Source organism: Candidatus Pelagibacter communis (assembly GCF_001180105.1).
Classification (GTDB): Bacteria; Pseudomonadota; Alphaproteobacteria; order Pelagibacterales; family Pelagibacteraceae; genus Pelagibacter; species Pelagibacter ubique_K.
On sequence record NZ_CVSO01000015.1, the window covers coordinates 1 to 20,522 of the forward strand.

Genomic DNA, 20,522 nt, shown 5'->3' on the forward strand with positions numbered 1-20,522 from the left:
CCAGATTTAAGAAGAATTTTGACAGACTACGAATTTGAGGGATATCCATTAAGAAAAGATTTTCCAATTACAGGACATAAAGAAGTCAGATATAGCGAAGAGAAGAAAAAAGTAATTTATGAACCAGTAAAATTAGAGCAAGACTACAGAAACTTTGATTATAATAGTCCATGGCAAGGAACTGAATATATAAAGGATATAAAAAAAAATAATGACTAAACAAACAAAGACACTAAATCTTAATTTTGGTCCACAACATCCAGCTGCACATGGAGTTTTAAGACTAATATTGGAGCTAGATGGAGAAGTTGTAGAAAAAGCCGACCCTCATATTGGTTTGCTTCATAGGGGTACAGAAAAATTAATTGAAAATAAAACTTATTCCCAAGCAATACCTTATTTCGATAGACTCGATTATGTAGCCCCAATGAATCAAGAGCATGCTTTTGCTTTAGCTATTGAAAAAATTCTAGACATTGAAGTTCCAATAAGAGGTCAATACATTAGAGTTATTTTTTGTGAGATTGGAAGAATATTAAGTCATATATTAAACATCACTACGCAAGCATTAGACGTTGGTGCCTTAACACCTTCGCTATGGGGGTTCGAAGAGCGAGAAAAACTTATGGAATTTTACGAAAGGGTGTCAGGATCAAGATTGCACGCAAATTATTTTAGACCAGGAGGTGTTCACCAAGATTTACCAAGAGGACTTGATGCTGATATTTTAAAATTTTGTAAGGAGTTCCCGAAAATAATTGATGACCTAGAAACTTTACTTACTGACAATAGAATTTTCAAACAAAGAAACGTTGATATTGGAATAGTTTCAAAAGAAGATGCATTAGACTATTCATTCTCAGGAGTAATGATGAGAGGCTCAGGTGTGCCTTGGGATTTAAGAAAATCTCAACCTTATGATTGTTACGAACAGTTATCATTTAAAGTGCCAATTGGAAAAAATGGAGATTGTTATGACAGATATCTTTGTAGAGTTGAAGAAATGAGAGAAAGTGTAAAAATAATTAAACAATGTTTAGAACATTTACCAAAAGGACCTGTAAAATCTCAGGATAATAAGATTACTCCTCCACCTAAAAAAGAAATTAAAGAGTCGATGGAAGCATTAATTCACCACTTTAAATTATTTACAGAAGGCTACAGAGTTAAAAAAGATGAGATTTATACTGCAGTGGAAGCACCTAAGGGTGAATTTGGTGTTTACTTAATCTCTGATGGTTCAAGCAAACCATATAAATGTAAAATAAGAGCACCTGGATTTTCTCATCTTCAAGCAATGGATTATTTAATTAAAGGACACATGTTAGCTGATGTACCGGCTGTATTAGGTTCATTAGATATCGTGTTCGGGGAAATAGATAGATGAGTTTAAAAAAAATTTCAAAAGATCAACCTGAAAAATTTGAATTTGATCAACAAAGTTTAGAAGCTGCAAAAAAAATCTTATCAAATTATCCTAAGGGAAAAGAGAAAAGTGCTGTTATGGCTTTACTTTATATTGCTCAAAGGCAAAACAATAACTGGATACCTTTATCGGCAATTAAATATATCGCTAAGTTTTTAAATATGCCTTACATAAAAGTTTACGAAGTAGCCACTTTTTACTCAATGTATAATCTTTCACCTGTAGGGAATTTTCATGTCCAAATTTGCACTACAACTCCATGTATGATCAGAGGAGCGTATAAGATTGTAGATGTATGCAAAAAGAAAATATCTGAGAAAGAAAATGTATTATCTGAAAATGGAAATTGTTCTTGGACAGAGGTAGAATGTCTTGGTGCATGTATAAACGCACCAATGATGCAAATTAACAATGATTACTATGAAGATTTAGATATTAAACAAAGTGAAAAAATTATCGATGAAGTGCTTATGGGCAAAAAACCAAAACCAGGTTCATATAGAGGAAGAATTAACTCAGAGCCTGAAAACAACAGAAAAACATTATTGGATTTAAAAAATGCTTAGAGACGAAGATAGAATATTTAAAAACTTGTATAATGATTTAGGAGCTGACTTAAACTCTTCAAAAAAAAGAGGTGACTGGACAAATACTAAAGATTTATGTGAAAAAGGTAGAGATTGGATTATTGATGAAATTAAAAAATCAGAATTAAGAGGGAGAGGTGGCGCAGGTTTCCCAACAGGTTTAAAATGGTCATTTGCACCTAAAGAAGTTGGATCAAGACCTCATTACCTTGTAATAAATGCAGATGAGTCCGAACCTGGAACTTGTAAGGATAGGGATATTCTAAGATTTGAACCTCACAAACTTTTAGAAGGTTGTTTGATAGCAGCTTACGCTGTTAATTCTCATAAATGTTATATTTACTTAAGAGGTGAGTATTACAACGAGGGTGTAGAATTGCAAAAAGCAATCGATGAGGCTTATAAAGATAATTTAATTGGTAAAAATGCTTCTGGAACTGGTTGGGATTTAGATATTTACATTCATTACGGAGCTGGGGCTTACATTTGTGGTGAAGAAACAGCTTTGCTTGAAAGTATTGAGGGTAATAAAGGTCAACCAAGATTGAAACCACCTTTTCCTGCATTAGTTGGATTGTATGGTTGCCCAACTATAGTTAACAATGTTGAAACTGTTTCAGTTGTTCCTACAATTTTGAGAAAAGGTTCTAAATGGTTTGCGTCATTAGGCAAACCAAAAAATACTGGTACTAAAATTTTTTGTATTTCTGGAAATGTTAACAAACCTTGTAATGTTGAAGAGGAAATGGGAGTTCCTTTGAAAGATTTAATTGAAACCCACGCAGGTGGAGTAGTAGGTGGATGGGAAAATTTACAAGCAGTTATACCAGGTGGTTCTTCAATGCCCTTGTTAAATAAAGAAATTTCAGAAAAGATAACTATGGATTTTGATTCATTGGTTGAAAATAAAAGTGGGTTAGGGACTGCAGGAATAGTCGTAATTAATAAAGATCAAGATATTATTAAATGTTTTGCAAGAATAGCTCGATTTTATAAACATGAAAGTTGCGGTCAATGTACTCCTTGTAGAGAAGGTTCAGGTTGGATGTGGAGAATTTTAGAAAGAATGGCTAAAGGAGAAGCATCGAGAGAGGAAGTTGAAATGTTATTTGATGTTACAAAACAGATTGAAGGTCATACAATTTGTGCTTTTGGAGAAGGATCTGCTTGGCCAGTTCAAGGTCTTTTAAGAAATTTCAAAAAAGAGATTATAAAAAGAAATAATTTTGATCCATTAATTAAGTCAAATAAAGATATCCCATACCTTGTAGATCAACACTTATTAGAAAAAGATAATGCCCAAAATAAAAGTTAACAATAACGAATTAGAAGTAGAAGATGGCTTAACGGTTTTGCAGGCATGTGAACAAGCTGGAGCTGAAATACCAAGATTTTGTTATCATGAAAAACTTTCAATAGCAGGAAACTGTAGAATGTGCCTAGTTGAGATTGAAAAATCTCCAAAACCAGTTGCATCTTGCGCAATGCCTGTAGCGGATGGAATGAATATTAAAACAAATACTGAATTTGTTGAAAAAGCAAGAAAAGGCGTTATGGAATTTTTATTAGCAAATCACCCGCTCGACTGTCCAGTTTGTGATCAAGGAGGTGAATGCGATCTGCAAGATCAATCGATGTTTTATGGAATTGATAAATCAAGATTTAAAGAAAATAAAAGATTTGTACCTGAAAAATATATGGGTCCATTAATCAAAACTCAAATGACAAGATGTATTCACTGCACAAGGTGTATAAGATTTGCGACCGAGGTTGCAGGTGTTTCGGAGATTGGAGCAATTGGTAGAGGAGAAGATACTCAAATAACTACATACTTGGAAAAATCTATGGAGTCAGAGCTATCAGGCAATGTTATCGATTTGTGCCCAGTTGGCGCATTAACATCGAAGCCATACGTTTTTGAAGCTAGACCATGGGAATTAAAAAAAACAGAGTCGATCGATGTTATGGACGCAGTTGGTTCAAATATAAGAATTGATACATATGGTTGGGAGGTAAAACGTATACTCCCAAAGATTAATGAAAACATTAATGAGGAGTGGATATCAGATAAAACTCGTTATGCGTGTGATGGCTTAAAATATCAAAGACTTGATACTCCTTACATTAGATCTAATGATAGTTTTAAAAAAATTTCATGGCAAGATGCTTATCAGACCTTAGTAAAAAAGATAAAAGCCACTAGCTCAGATAAAATTGGATGTTTTACAGGTGATCTTACAAATATGGAAACTCTATTTTCTGTAAAAGAGCTTTTCTATAAAGTGTTGAACTGTAAAAACTTAGAATCGAGATCAGAAAAAACTTACGTAAATATTTCTTCGCGAACTAATTATATTTTTAACACTCAAATATCAAATATAGAAAAATCGGATTTTATACTTTTAATTGGTACAAATCCACGCCATGAAGCAACTATATTAAATTCAAGAATACGAAAAAGTTTTTTAAAAAATAATACTGAAATTTATTCTTTAAATGATGTTGGAAATTTAACATATCCATATAAAGTACTAGAAAACGATACTGATGAATTAAAAAAAATAATTTTGAATGAGCATAGAATTTCAAAAAAAATAATTTCTGCAAAAAATCCAATTATAATTTTTGGACAATCTTCGCTTAAACTCAATTCATCAGGATATATATTTGAAGGAATGAAAAAATTTTTATCGGAAAATGATAAAATAAATAAAGATTGGAATGCCTTAAATATTCTTTCAAACAACTCATCAACGGTAGGTGCATACGACTTGGGTATTTTAGACAATGAAACTATAGATAAGGCTTTAACAAATCAATTTGAAGTAATATTTTTATTTGGTCAAGATAATCTAAATTTTAAGAAAAAAAACGAGTTTATCGTTTATGTAGGTACCCACGGAGACAGAGGGGCAGAAATAGCAGATTTAATATTACCAAGTGCAGCGTATACTGAGCAAAACGGATACTACACTAATCTTGAGGGTAATTTACAATTAGCTTTCAAGGCATCTTATCCACCTGGTGAAGCAAAAGAAGATTGGGAAATTGTGAATGAGATATCAAAAAGAATAAAAGGCAAAAGCCTTTATTCAAGTAAGCAAGAATTGATAGATAATTTTTTAAATCATCTAAGCCAAAAAACCAAAAAAAATAATGATCTGATACAAAATAATTTCAAAAAGGAAAAAATCTTTGTAGACAAAATAGATTATTATTTTACCAATGTAATTGCAAGATCTTCGAAAACGATGGCAGAATGTAGAAATTTAAAAATTGCATCTTTGAAAACTGGAACTGATGGTTAAATGGAATACGTAACTTTATTATTTTCAGAAATTTACAAAATTCTTTATGTTTTAATTCCTGTCCTTGTATCTGTAGCAATGATTGTGTGGCTTGATAGAAGAATTTGGGCCTTTGTTCAAAAAAGAAGAGGACCAAATGTAGTAGGTCCTTTCGGTTTATTTCAAACTTTGGCAGATGCGCTAAAATACATCTTCAAGGAAATTATAATACCCGCAAGTTCAAATAAAATCATATTTATTTTAGCTCCGATTGTTACAATGACTTTAGCCCTCATTGCGTGGGCAGTAATTCCTTTTAGTGAAGATTATGTTTTGGCTGACATAAATGTTGGTATTCTTTACATTTTCGCAATTTCTTCTCTTGGTGTTTATGGGATAATAATGGGTGGTTGGGCCTCAAATTCAAAGTATCCATTTTTAGGCTCAATAAGATCCGCTGCCCAAATGGTTTCATATGAAGTTTCTATTGGAGTAATAATTATTAATGTTTTATTGTGTGTCGGTTCATTAAATTTAAACGATATAGTTTTAGCTCAACAGAAAATTTGGTTTGTAATTCCTTTATTTCCGATGTTTGTTATTTTCTTTATCTCATCGCTTGCAGAGACAAATAGACCACCATTTGATTTACCTGAAGCAGAGGCTGAATTAGTTTCTGGTTACCAAACAGAATACAGCGGCATGATGTATGCAATGTTTTGGTTAGGTGAGTATGCAAATATTTTATTAATGTGCGCACTTGGATCAATTCTTTTTTTAGGAGGCTGGTTAGCACCTATAAATATTTCACCTTTTGATATTGTGCCTCCACCAGTATGGCTAATATTAAAAATTTTATTTTTGTTTATTTTGTTCTCACTTATAAAAGCTATTGTTCCAAGATATCGATACGATCAACTTATGAGGCTTGGATGGAAGGTTTTCTTGCCTTTCTCATTAATTTGGGTGGTATTAACTTCTGGTTATTTACTATATTTTGACTTATTACCTGTATATTAAACTATGAATATAATTCGAATATTTAAAACAGTATTTTTAATAGATTTTTTGACAGGTTTATTAATAGCTATAAAGGAAACATTTAAACCAAAAAAAACTATCAATTATCCTTTTGAAAAAGGGAAGATTTCACCTAGATATAGAGGAGAGCACGCTTTAAGAAGATATCCAAACGGAGAAGAAAGATGTATAGCATGTAAACTTTGTGAAGCTGTTTGTCCTGCTCAGGCAATAACAATAGAATCTACAGCAAGAGAAGACGGAAGCAGAAAAACAACTAGATATGATATTGATATGCTTAAATGTATCTATTGTGGTTTATGCGAAGAGTCGTGCCCTGTTGATGCTATAGTCCAAGGCCCTAACTTTGAATTTGCTACACATACTAGGGAAGAACTTTATTATAACAAAGAAAAGCTTTTAGAAAATGGAGATAGATGGGAGAATGTTTTAGCTGCAAATATAAAAGCTGATAACCCGTATAGATAATAGTAAATGTTAGCACACGCTATTTTTTTTTATTTTTTTTCATTTGTTGCAATAATTTCTGCAATAATGGTAACTGCCTCTAAGAATACCGTTCATTCGGTTTTCTTTCTTATATTAGATTTTATATCTATATCGTGTCTTTTTATAATGATAGGTGCAGAATTTTTAGGGATGATAATGTTAATTGTTTATGTTGGAGCTGTCGCAGTTTTATTTTTATTTGTAGTTATGATGCTGAATGTTGCTCAGCAAAAAAACCAATGGTTCAAATCAAGCGATACAAGCACCCATATACCCATAGGATTAATTGTTAGTTTGATTATTTTTTGTGAATTATTGATCGTAATTGGAGGATGGAAATATAAACCTGATATTATCAAAAACTTTTCTGATAGCCAAATTTCAAATTCTACAAATACACATACTATTGGGAGTGTATTATACACGGAATATATTCATCTATTTCAAATTTCCGGAATGATTTTACTCGTAGCTATGATTGGAGCAATTGTTCTCACATTTAGGAAAAGAGAAGGAGTTAAAAGACAAAATTATTTTAGCCAAATATCTAGAGAAAAAAATCAAGGTGTTGAACTAGTAGAAGTTAAATCAAATGAGGGGGTTAAAATAGATGTTTGAAGTTTCCCTTGGACATTATCTAACATTAGGAGCGATCATTTTTACTATTGGTGTAATTGGAATATTCTTGAATAGAAAAAATGTAATTGTTATTTTAATGAGTATTGAATTAATATTGTTAGCAGTAAATATCAATCTAGTATCTTTCTCAATATTTCTTCAAGACTTGTCTGGCCAAATATTTACTTTATTTATTTTGACCGTTGCAGCAGCAGAGGCAGCTATCGGTTTAGCAATAATAGTAGTCTATTACCGTAACGCAGGAACAATAAGAGTCGAAGAAATTGAAAATTTAAAAGGTTAATATGGAATATTTCATAGTTTTTTTACCATTGCTTGGTGCATTTATTGCTGGTTTTTTTGGTAATAAATTTGACCAAAAATATTCCCAATTTATGACAAGTCTTTTTGTCAATATTTCTTCTATCCTTTCAATAATAGTATTTTTAAAAGTATTAAATTATGGATACTCAAATAATTTATTAATTTCTAGTTGGATAAACTCAGGAACTTTAAATGTAAATTGGTCCATAAAAGTAGATGCACTATCCTCACTCATGATGGTTGTGGTAACGCTTGTTTCAGCGTTGGTTCATATCTACTCAATTGGTTATATGTCTCACGATCCTCATAAACCGAGGTTCATGTCTTATTTATCTTTATTTACATTTGCAATGTTAGTGCTGGTTACTTCAGACAATTTTTTACAACTATTCTTTGGATGGGAAGGAGTAGGTCTTTGTTCGTATTTTTTAATTGGTTTTTGGTTTAAAAAAAAAGCCGCAAATGCAGCAGCCATTAAAGCTTTCGTAGTAAATAGGGTTGGAGATTTTGGTTTTGCTCTTGGTATTTTTTTAATTTTTTATTACTTTGGAACAGTTAATTACGATGAAGTATTCAATCAGATTCAAACTTTGGATGCAAAAAATGTAAATTTTCTTGGTTTTGAATTCAAATCGATAGATTTAATTTGTATATTGTTATTTATAGGTGCAATGGGAAAATCAGCCCAGATTTTTTTACACACTTGGTTACCCGATGCAATGGAAGGACCAACACCTGTATCAGCATTAATCCATGCTGCAACAATGGTTACTGCAGGTGTTTTTCTAGTTGTAAGATGTTCTCCTATTTATGAATATTCAGAATTAGCACTCAATATAATAACTGTTATCGGAATGAGCACAGCCTTTTTTGCTGCTACAATTGCACTAGTCCAAACCGATATAAAAAAGATAATTGCTTATTCAACATGTAGCCAGCTTGGATATATGTTCTTTGCTACTGGTGTAGGCGCATACAACGTTGCAATGTTTCATCTATTTACTCATGCTTTTTTTAAGGCTTTGCTTTTTTTAGGAGCTGGTTCTGTAATACACTCTTTCAAAGATGAACAGGATATCGAAAAAATGGGTGGGGTATATAAAAAGATCCCTTACACTTATACCTTAATGCTGGTAGGCACATTAGCTTTGACTGGCTTTCCTTTTTTATCTGGTTTTTATTCTAAAGATGCAATTATTGAATTTGCGTATTTAAGAGGAAACGTATCTGGTATTTATGCAGCTGGTATTGGAATTGTTACTGCTATGTTAACAGCAATTTACTCATGGAGATTGTTTTTTAAAACTTTTCATGGAAATTATAATAATCAAGAAGTCAAATACGAAAAAATTCATGAGTCACCGGCGGTGATGATTTTGCCACTTATAGTTCTTGGCTTAGGGTCAATTTTTGCCGGTTTCTTTTTCAAAGATCTATTAATAGGCAATCAAAGTAGTGTTAATTTTTGGGGAGAGTCTATTAAATTTTTAGAGCCATTAAGTGAAGATCATCCACCGCTGTGGTTTATTTTGTTGACCCCGACTATAGTTACTTTAAGCATACCGATTTCTTATTACTTGTTTTTGAAGGACAAGAGTGTATTAGAAAATTTTACAAAAACTAATTATCCATTAATAAATTTTTTAAAAAGGAAATGGTATTTTGATGAACTTTATTCTTATATTTTTGTAGAACCTTGTAAAAAACTAGGTCTATTTTTTTGGAAAAAGGTCGACGGTTTAACAATAGATAGATTTGGACCAGATGGTATTTCAAATCTTATTAAAGGTTTGTCGATTAAAGCAGTTAAATTTCAGAACGGTTTTATTTATCAATATGCATTTATAATGTTGATTGGCTTTTCTTTAATACTAACTTACTTGATTATTAAATAATGAATTTTCCGATAATTTCTTCACTGATCCTTTTGCCTTCAATTGGTGCATTATTTCTTTTTTTCATTAATTCAAAAAATATTACTGGCATCAAGTATGTTTCTTTATTTGTATCGATCATTAACTTTTTAATATCTATTTACTTATGGTTAATTTTTGATCAATCTAGTTATGAATTTCAGTTTGTAGAAAGTAGAGTTTGGATAAAAGATTTTATCAATTACAAAGTTGGAGTAGATGGAATTTCAATATTATTTATCATTTTAACTACTTTCATAACCCCACTTTGTATTTTGTCAGTTAATTCATCAATAAAGAGTAGACTTAAAGAGTTTTTAATAGCAATCTTATTAATGGAAACTCTAATGATTGGAGTTTTTTGCTCTTTAGATTTGGTAATTTTCTACTTATTTTTTGAGGGAGGTTTAATACCAATGTTTTTAATCATTGGTATTTGGGGTGGCGAAAGACGTGTGTATTCTGCTTTCAAGTTTTTTTTATTTACACTTCTTGGTTCAGTTTTAATGTTAATAGCGGTAATATCTATTTATTGGATAGCAGGCACGACCGATGTAGAAGAACTTTATAAGTTAGGCATTGATCCAAAATATCAAAAATTACTTTGGTTAGCATTCTTTTCATCTTTTGCTGTAAAAACACCCATGTGGCCAGTACATACTTGGCTCCCTGACGCCCATGTTGAGGCACCAACCGCAGGTTCAGTTTTATTGGCAGCAGTCTTGCTTAAAATGGCAGGATATGGATTTATAAGATTTTCAATTGGACTATTTCCTATTGCATCAGAATATTTTGTTCCGTTTATTTTTATAATTAGTCTAATTGCAATTATTTATACTTCGTTAGTTGCCTTAATGCAGGACGACATGAAAAAATTAATTGCGTATTCATCCGTAGCTCATATGGGTTTTGTAACTTTAGGTTTATTTACTTTCACACAACAAGGTGTTGAAGGGGGAATATTTCAAATGATTAGTCATGGTATTGTATCTGCTGCACTTTTTTTCTCAGTAGGTGTTGTTTACGACCGAACTCACTCGAGACGTATCAATGATTATGGAGGTTTGGTAAATGTAATGCCAAAATATTCTATTTTGTTAATGGTGTTTACTTTAGGGTCTTTAGGCTTGCCAGGAACAACTGGTTTTATCGGAGAATTTTTAATTTTAATGGGAACATTTAAAAAAAGTTTCTTAGTGGCAGCAATAGCAAGTTTGGGTGTAATTTTAGGTGCAGCGTATATGTTATGGCTTTATAAAAGAGTTGTATTTGGGGAACTTACAAATCAAAAATTATTAAAGATAATTGATTTGAATAAAAATGAATTGTTTATTCTAACTTTATTAGCATTGAGTATAATATTTTTTGGCTTCTATCCTGATCCATTTTCAAATACATATTCTTTATCAGTCGAGAATTTTTTAAACGAATATAATGATAAACTAAATAATTATAATTTAAATCAATGATTAATCTTTTTTATATATCTACAGAAATATTTTTATCGTTATCTATTCTACTCCTTTTAATTATTGGTGTATTTAAAAAGAATAGTGCATCATTTGTTTACAATTTTTCAATTATAATTTTACTATTTGGACTTGCGATAAACATTAATTTAAATCCCCAATCTCCGATAGATTTATTTAACAACAGTTATAAAATTGATAATTTCACAACTTTAATCAAGTCAATAATATTGATCTCAACATTTCTTGTAATGTTGTGTTCATTTAATTATGTAAAGCAAAATGAAATTTTAAAAATTGAGTATCCAATTTTAATTTTATCTTCAATTCTTGGTATGCTCGTAATGGTAAGTTCTAATGATCTAATGGTTTTTTATGTTGGTCTAGAACTACAGTCTTTAGCACTATATGTGCTTGCAGCCTTCAAAAGAGATAATATTCTTTCCTCTGAATCAGGTTTGAAATACTTTGTATTAAGTGCACTATCATCAGGATTACTATTATATGGATGTTCTTTAGTATATGGCTTTTCAAGCTCTACAAACTTCGATCTAATTTATCAAAATAGTGAGTCAATAGAATATGGGATTATTTTTGGAATAGTATTTATTTTAGTTGGATTAGCATTTAAGATTACTGCTGTACCTTTTCATATGTGGGCTCCTGATGTTTATGATGGATCACCAACATCTGTCACAGTAATATTTGCAATTCTTCCAAAGATTGCTGCACTAACCGTATTTATCAATTTTTTATACGGACCTTTCCTTGAAATGTTCGATCAATGGCAAGCTGTTATAATTTTTCTATCAATTGGTTCAATGGTATTTGGGGCTGTAGCAGCGATTGGACAAAAAAAATTGAAAAGGCTAATTGCTTATAGTTCAATAAGCCACATGGGGTTTGCACTTGCTGGTTTGAGTGTTGGAACAAATGAAGGTATTCAAAATTCAATAATATATTTAATTATATATCTAATAATGAATATAGCATTCTTCAGTTGTCTATTTATGCTTAAAAGAGAAAATCAATATTTTGATAAAGTTGAAGATCTTTCAGGTTTATCAAAAAATCATCCTTTATTGTCACTTTCTATGATGATCATTTTATTCTCATTAGCAGGGATACCTCCATTAGCAGGTTTTTTTGCAAAGTTTTATATTTTTACGGCTGTAATTGAACAGTCAATGTATTTTTTAGCAATTGTAGGTTTACTCTCAACGGTAATAGCAGCCTTTTATTATATAAGATTAATAAAGGTAATGTATTTCGATGAGCAGAGAGAAAAATATGACTTAAATCATAGCTTTGGACTTAAAATGATACTTGTGGTCTCATCTACAATTATTCTTATTTATTTCATAAACCCAAACATAATTAATAATTTTGTCTCAAATATCACTATAATTTAATGAAGTTAAAAATTTTTAAATACAAAAAAGTAAAAAGCACTAACGATATTGCTATTAGAAAAATTAGGTCAGGTATTAAAAATGGAATAGTTACTAGTGATCTCCAAAGCTCTGGCAGAGGTAGGCATGGAAATAAATGGGTTTCCTATAAGGGTAATCTTTTCGTAACTATTTTCTTTTCAATTTCAAATAATCTAAATTTAAATAAGTTTAATTATAAAAATTGCCTTATAATAAAAAAGGTTTTATCAAGATATATAAAACACGATCTAAAAATAAAAAAACCAAACGACATCTTGTTTAAACAGTATAAAATTTGTGGAATTTTACAGGAAACAATTTTTTACAAGAATTTTAAATATTTATTAGTCGGGGTAGGCTTGAACTTATTAAAGAGTCCAAAATTAAAGAATTATAAAACAACAAGCGTGTATGAGATTACTAATAAAAAAGTTAACAGAGTTAGAATTCTAAATGAAATTAAATTAAACTATGAGACAATCTAAGAAAAATAATATTTTAGTTGGTGATATTGGTAATACTGAAACTAAAATTTTTTTTAGAAATAATAAAATTGAAAAAAAAATTGCCTTAAAAAGCAATGAAATGATTTATAGTAAGATTAAATCCAAAGTTTTATTTTTAAAAAAATTTAATATTAAAGATGATGCTGTTTTTTGTAGTGTGGTTCCATCTAATTTTAAAATTATTAAGAAGGTATTTGAACGAGAGTTAAAAATTAAGATAATTGAATTAAAGAATATTTATAAAAAAAAAATAATTAAATTGAAAGTTGATAAAAAACAAATTGGATCAGATAGACTGGCAAATGCAATCAGTGTTTTTAATAAAAAAAACAATTTTATAGTTGTAGATTTTGGAACAGCTACTACTTTTGATGTTGTCATAAGAGATGTTTATTGGGGTGGCATAATTGCTCCGGGAGTAAATCTTTCGTTAAAAAATTTAATATCAAAAGCAGAATTAATTCCAAAAATCAATTTAAATAAAACTAATATAGTAATTGGAAAAAATACCAAACAGGCAGTAGTGTCTGGTTTTTATTGGGGATATAGCGGTCTTATAGAGAAAATAATTTTTAAAATTTCAAAAATTACTAAAAAAAATTTTAAGATTATTTTAACTGGTGGTCTTGCGCATTTATTTAAAACAAATATAAGTTTTAAAGTTTTGGTTGACAAAAATCTAACAATAAAAGGATTAATAAAAGCTCATAAAATATTAAATAAATGAAAGATGAATTATTATTTTGTCCACTAGGTGGATCAGGTGAAATTGGAATGAACTTAAATCTGTTTGCTTATGGTAAACCAGAAAATCATAAGTGGATTATTGTAGATATTGGTGTTACTTTTGCCGACGATACAGTTCCTGGAATTGACTTGATTTATCCAGACCCTGGTTTTATCGTTGATAAAAAAGAGTCTTTGCTTGGTATAGTTCTTACCCACGCTCACGAAGATCATATCGGAGCGATTTCACATATCTGGCCTGATCTTAAATGCAATATATATGCTACTCCATTTACTGCGGCTTTAGTCACTGAAAAGTTTAAGGAAAAGAAAATAGACATTCATCCTTTTTTAAAGATAGTAAATTTAAGAGGTAACATAAAACTCGGACCATTTGATATAGAGCTGGTAACTATGACTCACTCCATTCTAGAACCCAATGGACTAAAAATTAAAACTCCACTTGGTTGTGTATTACATACTGGTGATTGGAAGTGCGATCCAAACCCGTTAATTGGGGACGTAATAGACTCCAAAAAACTAGAGTCAATTGGTGATGAAGGAGTTTTAGCGATGATATGTGACTCAACAAACGTATTTAGTATCGGTAGATCAGGTTCGGAAATGGATGTAAGAAAAAATTTACTTAAAATATTTGAAAGGTTGAAAAGAAGAATAATAGTTACATGTTTTGCATCAAATGTTGCTAGAATGGAATCTATTTTCTTTTGTGCCCATAAAACAGGAAGACAGATTTCTTTAGTAGGAAGGTCTATGCATAGAATTTTTAAAGCTGCAAGACAATGTGGGTATCTTAAAGATGTAATTGAACCTATTGATCCAAGGGATGCCAAAAAAATTTCAAGAGATAAAATAGTCTATTTATGCACTGGAACTCAAGGAGAACCTATGGGAGCAATGAGCAGAATATCGAATTTTACCCATCCAGATGTAACAATTGAAAATGGCGACACTGCAATTTTTTCATCTAAAATAATACCTGGAAATGAAAAAAAACTTTCTAAATTACACAATCAATTAGTTATTGAAGGTATTGAAGTGATTACGGAAGAAGATGAATTTATACATGTATCCGGTCACCCTAATAGAGAAGAATTAAAAGATATGTATAATTGGATAAGACCAAAATCCGTAATACCAGTTCATGGAGAATACAGACATATGCAGGAGCATATTAATTTTGCTAAAGAAATGAAAGTACCTTATCCAGTTAAAGTTATAAATGGGGATATTGTAAAATTAGCTCCAGCTGAAAAACCTTTTGTTTATGATAAAGCACCTGCAGGAAAAGTATATTTGGATGGAAATATTAGTGTTGAAGAGGACTCAAATTCTATTAAAGAACGTAAAAACCTTTCAATAAATGGAATGATGGAAGTAACTATTCTAGTCACACCAAAAGGAAATATTCACGATAGACCAATTGTTACAGTTAAGGGGCTTCCAATAAATGATTTTGAAGACTTTAGATTTGGATTAGAAAATGAAATTGAAAAAACAGCCAGAACATTTTCTTTAACGAATAGCAGACAACAAGAAAATGCTATCGATGCTTTTAAAAGTGTTTGTAAAAAATATACAAAAAATAAAGTAGGCAAAAGACCTTTTACGAATATTAATATAGTTCAAATTTGATGAGTTTAACTGGTTCGATTATTATATATGTTCTTATATGGTGGATAATTTTTTTTTCATTACTGCCAATAGATGTTGACCGAAATAAAAAAAATTTTGTAGAGGGTGTTGACCCTGGGGCTCCCGAAAACCCTAAATTAATAAAAAAACTAATGTATACAACTTTGATTACATCAATGATTTTTATAGGTATATTTCTATTAGTAAAGTATGATTATCTTAATTTAAGGAATCTAATTACATAATGTTTTTATCAAAATCATTTATTCCATTATTAAAAAACTATCCCTCTGAGGCAAAAATTAAATCACACAAACTAATGTTGAGATTAGGAATGATTAAACAATCATCAGCAGGTATTTACTCTTGGCTTCCTCTTGGCTTTAAAGTGATGAAAAAAATCGAACAAATAGTAAGAGAGGAACAAAATAAAATAGGTGCTCAAGAAATACTGATGCCAACTATACAGTCCTCTGAAATTTGGAAAGAAAGTGGAAGATATGAAGATTATGGAGAGGAAATGCTCAGAATTAAAGATAGGCAGAACAGAGAAATTTTATATGGCCCAACTAATGAAGAGCTAGTCACTGATATTTTTAGAAATAGTATAAAATCATATAAATCCCTTCCTCAATTACTGTATCATATTCAATGGAAATTTAGGGACGAGCTTAGACCAAGATTTGGTATAATGAGATGTAGAGAATTTTTTATGAAAGACGCGTATTCATTTGACCTAAGTGATGATGATGCAGAATTTTCATATAACAAATTTTTTCTGTCATATTTAAAAACTTTTAAGAGATTAGAACTATCAGCAATACCGATGACAGCTGAAACGGGACCAATTGGTGGGAGTTTGTCACATGAATTTATTATCTTAGCTGAAACTGGCGAAAGTAAAATTTATACTGACAAAAGAATTTTTGAGGTAAATCACGATAATTATAAATTAGAAAAAGAGTCTCTAAAAAAGCTTAGACTTGAATATGACCAATTTTACGCTGTCACAGATGAGAAAATTGACATCAAGGAGTTCAACAACAAGGTAGATAAAAAAAATCAGTTAGAGACCAAAGGTATTGAAGTTGGTCATATTTTTTACTTTGGTGATAAGTATTCAAAACCAATGAATGCTGCTGTTGATAAAGATGGTAAAAAAATTTTTGTAAAAATGGGTTCTTATGGAATTGGAGTTTCAAGATTAGTTGGTGCCTTAATTGAGGCAAATTTTGATGAGAAAAATGAAGTTATGAAATGGCCAGTATCAGTTTCTCCTTTTGAATGTGCAATTATTTGTTTTGTATCTAAAAATGATACCACAAGTATCGAAATGGGTATTAAAGTTAAAAATTTTTTAGAACAGAATAATATTGAGACAGTTTTAGACGATTCAGACGAAAATTTTTCAGGAAAGTTAAAAAAATTTAATTTAATTGGAATACCATTTCAAATTCTAATTGGAAAAAGTCCTGATAAAAACAAAGTTGAGTTTAAAGAAGTGGGGAACGATAGCAAAATGATAAGTCTTGAAGAAGCCCTTAATTTCATTAAATCCAAAAAAATAAATTGATCTCAACTTTAGAAAAAAAAATAATTTTTAGATATCTTAAAACTAGAAAAAAAGATGGTTTTTTAAATATTATCACTTTATTTTCTTTCTTAGGCATAAGTTTAGGTGTGGCAGTTTTAATTATAGTTATGTCTGTAATGAATGGGTTTAGGTCAGAGTTAATAAACAAAATAACAAATTTTAACGCACATGTAATCGTAAAACCCTATGATAAGAAAATAGAGCAAAAAAAAAATAGATAACGAGTTTTTACAAAATATATCTTCAAATTTAATATTAAGCAATAATGGAGAGGGAATACTTTTAAATGATGAAATTACTAAAGGTATTTTAGTAAGAGGCTATTCTGAAAATGACTTTCAAAAACTGAATATTGTAAATAATAAATATTTTAGAGGCGATAAAAAGATCTTAGAGAATAATATATCGATAGGGAGCGATTTAAGTTATGACCTCGAATTAAAAATTGGTGACCAAATTTCAATAATTTCACCTTCTGGTGAAAATACACTCATTGGATCCATACCTCGGCAAAAAACTTTTAAAATAAGTTCTATATTTGATAGTAGGTTTGCTGAGTTTAATAATTCTGTTGTGTTTATTAATCTAAAAGATCTACAAGGCTTATTTGATTTAAAAAAAGGAAATAATTTCTTAGAGGTTTATTTATATAAACCTGACAAAATTGAAATTTATCGTGAAAGACTAATGTCGATTTTTACCGATGAATATATATTTACCTGGTCAGATTTAAACAAACCATTATTTTCCGCCTTAAAAGTAGAAAGAAATGTTATGTTCATAATATTATCTTTAATAATCATAGTTGCTGCTTTTAACATTATTTCGGGCCTTACTATTTTAGTAAAAAATAAAACTAGAGAAATTGCAATATTAAAATCAATAGGAGTTTCTAACTTTTCTATTCGAAAAATATTTTTTTTTATTGGATTTTTAATAGGATTTTTAGCAACAATTATGGGAGTTGTCATAGGTGTAACCTTCTCTCTTTATGTTGAGGAGATAAGAATGTTAATTAGTAGTGTCTTTAATATAAGTTTATTTCCAGAAGAAATATATTTTTTAAGTACTATTCCATATCAAATAGATTTTTGGTCAATATTTTTAATTTCAAGTTGTTCAATTATAATGACATGTTTAGTCTCAATATACCCTGCAACTAAAGCAGCAAAATTAGATACAATTAAATCTTTAAAATATGAGTAACATTATAGAACTAAACAATATTTCAAAGACATTTGATAATCAAAAAAAGATTTCTGTCCTAAAAAATTTAAATTTTAAATTTAAAAAAGGAAAAATTTATTCATTGTCTGGACCCTCTGGATCTGGAAAATCAACTTTACTTAATTTATTATCTTTAATAGATAGACCATCATCAGGAAATATAAAAATTGATAATAAAAATATAAATCATAATGAAATCGAGATTAACGACAAAATTAGATCAAGTAATATTGGGATTGTTTATCAAGAGAAAAACTTATTGCCTGATTTTACGGCTATTGAAAATGTTTGCATAGCCAGTTTAGCTGCTAATAATAATCACAAAATAGCAGAACTAGAATCGTTAAAGATAATTCAAAAAGTAGGCTTAAAAGATAGGGCTAATCATTATCCATCAGAATTATCAGGAGGAGAAATGCAAAGAATTGCTATATCAAGAGCAATAGTAAATAAACCTAGAATAATACTAGCTGATGAACCGACTGGAAGTTTAGATCACGACAACGCAAATCAAATATTTAACTTACTCTTTAAACTAAAAAACAATGATCGAGTTATAATATTTGCAACTCATAATAGATTTTTTGCTAATAAAGCAGACTATAAAATTTCCTTAAGTAATGGTAAAATCAAAACTATTAATGGAAAAATCTAAAAAAACATTTAATCACTTAAAAATACATACCCAATATTCTATTTGTGAAGGTGCCATAAAAATCGATGAACTTAGTAAATATTGCAAAGAAAATAAGATTAAAGCGATTGGAATGTCAGACACATCAAATTTGTGTGGATCTCTAGAATTTTCAGAACAAATTTCAAAGTCTAAAACTCAGCCTATAGTCGGATCCCAGATTAAGTTTAAATTCAACGATATAATTGGATCATTACCTATTATTGCTAAAAATAGCGAGGGTTATAAAGAACTTATAAATTTGTCTTCTAAATCTTTTCTTGAGAACACAAATTTAGAAGAACCACATTGCAATATTGAATTATTATTTAAATGTTCAGAAAATCTTATAATTCTCTCAGGAGGAATTAATAATTTATCAGGTTCTCTATTTCAAAAAGATAGATTAGATGAACTTGAAAAACTTTACTTTTCTTTGAATAAAAATTTTAGCGATAACTTTTATATTGAAATTCAAAGACATGGGGACGTACATGAAAAAAATTTTGAAAGTTTTAATCTTTCTATGTCAAAAAAAGTTAATGCTCCAATCATTGCGACAAATGAGGTTTATTATTTACACAAGGATATGAGTGAAGCACACGATGCACTACTTTGTATTGGTTCAAAAAGCTACCTTAATGATAAACAAAGACTAAAATTAACAGACAATCATTATCTTAAAAGTGATGATGAAATGAAAAAAATATTCCATGATCTTCCTGAAGCTTTAGAAAACAATTATAACTTACCTTTAAGATGTAGTTTTAGACCTGAATATTCTAAACCACTATTACCTGATATAAACACTAATAGTGATATCTCATCTGATGATCAATTAAAAAAAGATGCAAATGATGGACTAATTCAAAAGTTTAAGGAAAGATTTGAGGGTGAGGATTTAAAAGGTGAAAAATTTTTGAAATATAAGAAAAGATTAGATCACGAAATTAATATCATTTGTCAGATGAATTACTCTAGTTATTTTTTAATTGTATCTGATTACATTATATGGGCTAAAAGCAACAATATTCCAGTTGGACCAGGCAGAGGGTCAGGTGCTGGTTCATTAGTAGCATGGTGTCTAAAAATTACTGACGTAGACCCAATTTATTTTAACTTAATTTTTGAGCGATTTCTAAATCCGGATCGTATTTCTATGCCTGACTTTGATATTGACTTTTGTGAGGAAAAACGTGATTTAGTTTTTGAATATCTTAACAAAAAATATAAAGACTCAGTAGCTCACATCATTACATTTGGCAAATTAAAAGCTAGAATGGTTATTAGAGATGTTGGCAGGGTAATGGGCCTTCCGTATGGTTTTGTAGATAGTATTTGTAAAATGATTCCATTCGATCCTTCAAGACCAATGAGTTTAACTGAATGTATAAATTCAGAACCTAGATTACAAAAAATCATAAATGAGGATAGGAGAGTAGATAAACTTATTAAGCTGTCTCTTAAACTTGAAGGTTTAAATAGAAATTTTGCGACACATGCGGCTGGCGTAGTAATTGCAGACAAAAAATTAATTGATACTGTTCCGTTAT

Annotated in this window: 21 protein-coding genes; all 21 read left to right on the forward strand. The window is 29.9% G+C overall.

What is annotated here, in order from left to right; translation table 11 throughout:
- Positions 1-219 (forward strand): NADH-quinone oxidoreductase subunit C (locus tag AMN84_RS01470; protein WP_179850680.1); only part of this gene is annotated, 219 nt, incomplete at its 5' end.
- Positions 212-1,387, forward strand: coding sequence for an NADH-quinone oxidoreductase subunit D (locus AMN84_RS01475; RefSeq protein ID WP_075482775.1), 1,176 nt, complete (start codon positions 212-214; stop codon positions 1,385-1,387). The genes AMN84_RS01470 and AMN84_RS01475, both read left to right, overlap by 8 nt.
- Positions 1,384-1,992: an NADH-quinone oxidoreductase subunit NuoE gene (nuoE, locus tag AMN84_RS01480; RefSeq protein ID WP_075482777.1), complete on the forward strand. Its 609-nt coding sequence runs from the start codon at positions 1,384-1,386 to the stop codon at positions 1,990-1,992. The genes AMN84_RS01475 and nuoE overlap by 4 nt, the downstream gene beginning before the upstream one ends.
- Positions 1,985-3,328 carry an NADH-quinone oxidoreductase subunit NuoF gene (gene nuoF, locus AMN84_RS01485; protein ID WP_075482779.1) on the forward strand — a complete coding sequence of 448 codons (1,344 nt, stop codon included), beginning with the start codon at positions 1,985-1,987 and terminating at the stop codon, positions 3,326-3,328. Before nuoE ends, nuoF begins: the two co-directional genes overlap by 8 nt.
- A complete protein-coding gene (gene nuoG, locus AMN84_RS01490; protein WP_075482781.1) occupies positions 3,309-5,321 on the forward strand; it encodes an NADH-quinone oxidoreductase subunit NuoG in 2,013 nt (670 codons plus the stop codon). The genes nuoF and nuoG overlap by 20 nt, the downstream gene beginning before the upstream one ends.
- Positions 5,322-6,320, forward strand: a complete 999-nt coding sequence (nuoH, locus tag AMN84_RS01495; protein ID WP_075482782.1) for an NADH-quinone oxidoreductase subunit NuoH — start codon at positions 5,322-5,324, stop codon at positions 6,318-6,320.
- A 3-nt stretch (positions 6,321-6,323) separates the two neighbouring features.
- Positions 6,324-6,809, forward strand: coding sequence for an NADH-quinone oxidoreductase subunit NuoI (nuoI, locus tag AMN84_RS01500; protein WP_075482784.1), 486 nt, complete (start codon positions 6,324-6,326; stop codon positions 6,807-6,809).
- A gap of 6 nt (positions 6,810-6,815) precedes the next feature.
- On the forward strand, positions 6,816-7,448 hold the full coding sequence (locus AMN84_RS01505) for an NADH-quinone oxidoreductase subunit J (protein WP_075482786.1): 633 nt from the start codon (positions 6,816-6,818) through the stop codon (positions 7,446-7,448).
- Positions 7,441-7,752: an NADH-quinone oxidoreductase subunit NuoK gene (gene nuoK, locus AMN84_RS01510; protein WP_075482791.1), complete on the forward strand. Its 312-nt coding sequence runs from the start codon at positions 7,441-7,443 to the stop codon at positions 7,750-7,752. Before AMN84_RS01505 ends, nuoK begins: the two co-directional genes overlap by 8 nt.
- A 1-nt stretch (position 7,753) precedes the next feature.
- A complete protein-coding gene (nuoL, locus tag AMN84_RS01515) occupies positions 7,754-9,667 on the forward strand; it encodes an NADH-quinone oxidoreductase subunit L (RefSeq protein ID WP_075482793.1) in 1,914 nt (637 codons plus the stop codon).
- The gene (locus AMN84_RS01520) at positions 9,667-11,154 is read left to right on the forward strand and encodes an NADH-quinone oxidoreductase subunit M (RefSeq protein WP_082254947.1); all 1,488 of its coding nucleotides are present in this window, start codon (positions 9,667-9,669) and stop codon (positions 11,152-11,154) included. The genes nuoL and AMN84_RS01520 overlap by 1 nt, the downstream gene beginning before the upstream one ends.
- Entirely contained in the window at positions 11,151-12,566 is a 1,416-nt protein-coding gene (gene nuoN, locus AMN84_RS01525; RefSeq protein ID WP_075482797.1) for an NADH-quinone oxidoreductase subunit NuoN, read from the forward strand. Before AMN84_RS01520 ends, nuoN begins: the two co-directional genes overlap by 4 nt.
- Complete coding sequence (locus tag AMN84_RS01530; protein ID WP_075482799.1) at positions 12,566-13,072, forward strand: biotin--[acetyl-CoA-carboxylase] ligase; 507 nt, start codon at positions 12,566-12,568, stop codon at positions 13,070-13,072. Before nuoN ends, AMN84_RS01530 begins: the two co-directional genes overlap by 1 nt.
- Entirely contained in the window at positions 13,059-13,820 is a 762-nt protein-coding gene (locus AMN84_RS01535) for a type III pantothenate kinase (protein ID WP_075482801.1), read from the forward strand. The genes AMN84_RS01530 and AMN84_RS01535 overlap by 14 nt, the downstream gene beginning before the upstream one ends.
- Positions 13,817-15,475 carry a ribonuclease J gene (locus AMN84_RS01540; RefSeq protein ID WP_075482803.1) on the forward strand — a complete coding sequence of 553 codons (1,659 nt, stop codon included), beginning with the start codon at positions 13,817-13,819 and terminating at the stop codon, positions 15,473-15,475. Before AMN84_RS01535 ends, AMN84_RS01540 begins: the two co-directional genes overlap by 4 nt.
- A complete protein-coding gene (locus AMN84_RS01545; RefSeq protein ID WP_075482805.1) occupies positions 15,475-15,720 on the forward strand; it encodes a DUF1467 family protein in 246 nt (81 codons plus the stop codon). The genes AMN84_RS01540 and AMN84_RS01545 overlap by 1 nt, the downstream gene beginning before the upstream one ends.
- The gene (gene proS, locus AMN84_RS01550; protein ID WP_075482807.1) at positions 15,720-17,048 is read left to right on the forward strand and encodes a proline--tRNA ligase; all 1,329 of its coding nucleotides are present in this window, start codon (positions 15,720-15,722) and stop codon (positions 17,046-17,048) included. The genes AMN84_RS01545 and proS overlap by 1 nt, the downstream gene beginning before the upstream one ends.
- Positions 17,045-17,290: a hypothetical protein gene (locus AMN84_RS05120; RefSeq protein WP_256998139.1), complete on the forward strand. Its 246-nt coding sequence runs from the start codon at positions 17,045-17,047 to the stop codon at positions 17,288-17,290. The genes proS and AMN84_RS05120 overlap by 4 nt, the downstream gene beginning before the upstream one ends.
- A 352-nt stretch (positions 17,291-17,642) precedes the next feature.
- Positions 17,643-18,275 (forward strand): FtsX-like permease family protein, encoded by a 633-nt coding sequence (locus AMN84_RS05125; protein WP_256998140.1) that lies wholly within the window; start codon positions 17,643-17,645, stop codon positions 18,273-18,275.
- Complete coding sequence (locus tag AMN84_RS01560; protein WP_075482809.1) at positions 18,268-18,951, forward strand: ABC transporter ATP-binding protein; 684 nt, start codon at positions 18,268-18,270, stop codon at positions 18,949-18,951. The genes AMN84_RS05125 and AMN84_RS01560 overlap by 8 nt, the downstream gene beginning before the upstream one ends.
- On the forward strand, positions 18,938-20,522 hold a 1,585-nt coding region (dnaE, locus tag AMN84_RS01565), incomplete at its 3' end, for a DNA polymerase III subunit alpha (protein ID WP_256998141.1). The genes AMN84_RS01560 and dnaE, both read left to right, overlap by 14 nt.